Consider the following 2,882-nt stretch of genomic DNA (forward strand, 5'->3'; position numbering starts at 1 on the left):
TTTTAGCGAAAAACATCTCGCGAAAGCTTGACCGTGAACAGAGTATCTACAGGTTTTGATTCACGCCACCGCCGGCCGGGCGATCTGTTGTTGCGCCAAGCCGATGAAGGCACTCATCGCCGAGGTGATCATCGTGTCATTACGGCGAATGAACACCGTGGAGACATTGGCGAATTCCGCTGGCAGTGTGTGGCAGCGGATCGCATGGCGCACGCTGCAATTTTCTGCGATGGACTTGGGCAACAGGGTTACGCCCATTCCCGCGGCGACGCACGACAGGATACCGTCGAGCGTACCCAGTTCCATGATCTGGTTCGGCACAAGGCCGACCTGATAAAACCAGTTCTCCAGCGTCGAGCGATAGAAGCACCCGGTGCGAAACACCAGCACGGTTTGCTGAGGCATTTTTTCGATGAGGGCGGGCAGGGTTTCAAACTGATTGCTGCTGACCAGCACCAGTTCTTCGGTGAACACCTCTTCCTGGGCCAGCGCCGAATTCTGATGAAAGCCGCCGACAAACGCGCCATCGAGCCGATGCGCTTCGATCGCCTTGATCAACTCCACCGTGGTGCCCGTCAGCAGCGATAACTGCACGTCGGGAAACTGTTCGCGGTACTTGGTCAACACTTGCGGCAAGCGGATGGCCGCGGTGGTCTCCATCGAGCCCAACCGTAGCAAGCCCGTCGGGCTGCCGGTGTCCATCAATGCGCTGCGGCTTTCCTCGGTCAGTTGCAGAATGCGCCGGGCGTAACCCAGGAAAGTTTCGCCCGCCGAGGTCAGCACCACGCCGGACTTCTTGCGGATGAACAGCTCGCGATTGAGCTCCGCTTCCAGCTCTTTGACGCGCATGGTGACGTTGGATTGCACCGTATTCACCTGCACAGCCGCGGCGGTGAAGCTCCCCAGTTCAGCCACGGCGCAGAAAATCTTCAGTTGGCGCATTTCCATGATCGTTACCACCCATCATATAAAGTGATTGTGGACATATTTAATGATCACTTTACGAGCATTTCAGCGACTTAGTAAAGTGCTCGAAACGTTATGAAACGAGCGCAGTCCGCCGATGAAACTGACTTCAAACATTGATCATGTCTTCGCAGGGGGCTTGGCTGTCTTGCAGCCCGAAGGCCAGCAAACCGGCATCTACAAGCAACGCCGTGAAGGGCCGGTGCGTGTAGAGAGACAAGGGATTGTCGGCGATCAGCATGGTGACAGCCGCGTGCACGGCGGTCCGGAAAAAGCCGTTCATCAGTATGCGGCGCAACACTATGCGCGCTTGGCTGAAGCTTTCCCTGGCAGTGCCTCTGAGTTGAAGGCGGGCAGTCTCGGGGAAAACCTCTCTGCACTCGGGCTGTGTGAGGTCAGCGTGCACATCGGTGATGTGTTCCAGGTCGGCAGCGCGGTGTTGCAGGTGTCGCAACCGCGCAGCCCTTGTTGGAAGATCAATCACCGGTTTGATGCTGAGCACATGTCGATGTTTGTCGCCAGGGAGCGCATCACTGGGTGGTATTACCGGGTCATTCAGCCGGGTGGGTTTGAGGCGGGGGACCGGATCGAGTTGCTTGAGCGGCACTCGGCGCGGTTTTCCATTGATGAGTTCTGGCAGGTGCAGTTGTCGCATCGGCCGGTGATTGATGATTTGCTGGCGTTGGCGGCTGCGCCGGGGCTGGCTGAGGATTGGCAGCGGCGTTTGTCGGAGCGGGCGAAGTATTTGCACAAACGCGCGGGTTGATGATTGATCTGACCGTTGCGGGTGTCGTCGATCCCTGTGGGCGCTGGCTTGCCAGCGATGGCGGTCTGTCTGCCGATGTGATTTTGCGGGTGTGCGCGATTTACTGTGGGAGCTAGCCTGCTGGCGATTGCTTTATGGCAGGCGCTAGATGTCTTGCTGGTGTACATATCCATTGCTGCGGTAACGGCCATCTAGGATCTCCCGTGTGAGCAAGTCCCCTGTGGGAGCTGGCTTGCCAGCGATGGCGGTCTGCCTGTCGATGTGATTTTGCGGGTGTGCGCGGTTTACTGTGGGAGCTAGCCTGCTGGCGATTGCTTTATGGCAGGCGCTAGATGTGTTGCTGGTGTACATATCCATTGCTGCGGTAACGGCCGCTTAAGGTTCCGCTCTTACAGCGGGTCACTTTGAGGAGCGCAAAGTAACCAAACGCTCTTGCCCCTTTCGTTCGGTGCCTCGCCTAGGCTCGGCATGCCCTCGCTCCGGTCCTGCTCCGTGGGCCCGCCGCCATCGGCCATCCATGGCCGGGGGCGGCTAACCCGGCATCCTTGCCGGGTTGCCCACTGCGCAGAACCTGCACTCGGCCTCTCGATGGGGCAAGAAAAGCCTAAGCCAAAGCGAGGCGGCCTGACAGCCGACCTGATTGGCAGTTGAGCTTTGTTTTTCTGCATCTCCCGTGCGGGCACGGCCCCTGTGGGAGCTGGCTTGCCAGCGATGGCGGTCTGCCTGTCGATGTGATTTTGCGGGTGTGCGCGATTTACTGTGGGAGCTAGCCTGCTGGCGATTGCTTTATGGCAGGCGCTAGATGTCTTGCTGGTGTACATATCCATTGCTGCGGTAACGGCCATCTAGGATCTCCCGTGTGAGCAAGTCCCCTGTGGGAGCTGGCTTGCCAGCGATGGCGGTCTGCCTGTCGATGTGATTTTGCGGGTGTGCGCGGTTTACTGTGGGAGCTAGCCTGCTGGCGATTGCTTTATGGCAGGCGCTAGATGTGTTGCTGGTGTACATATCCATTGCTGCGGTAATGGCCATACAGGATCTCCCGTGCGGGCACGGCCCCTGTGGGAGCTGGCTTGCCAGCGATGGCGGTCTGCCTGTCGATGTGATTTTGCGGGTGTGCGCGATTTACTGTGGGAGCTAGCCTGCTGGCGAT

2 protein-coding genes are annotated in these 2,882 nt (G+C 58.6%); one reads left to right on the top strand and one right to left on the bottom strand.

Going from position 1 to position 2,882, the window contains the following annotated elements; genetic code table 11:
- Window positions 1-60: 60 nt before the first annotated feature.
- Window positions 61-948, bottom strand: a complete 888-nt coding sequence (locus tag D8U73_RS13755) for a LysR family transcriptional regulator (RefSeq protein ID WP_056856614.1) — start codon at window positions 946-948, stop codon at window positions 61-63.
- 115 nt (window positions 949-1,063) lie between these two features.
- Between D8U73_RS13755 and D8U73_RS13760 the strand changes: the two genes are divergently transcribed.
- The gene (locus D8U73_RS13760; protein WP_130904787.1) at window positions 1,064-1,732 is read left to right on the top strand and encodes an MOSC domain-containing protein; all 669 of its coding nucleotides are present in this window, start codon (window positions 1,064-1,066) and stop codon (window positions 1,730-1,732) included.
- Window positions 1,733-2,882 lie beyond the last annotated feature (1,150 nt).

This window comes from Pseudomonas sp. Sample_22 (genome assembly GCF_004307635.1).
Lineage (GTDB): Bacteria > Pseudomonadota > Gammaproteobacteria > Pseudomonadales > Pseudomonadaceae > Aquipseudomonas.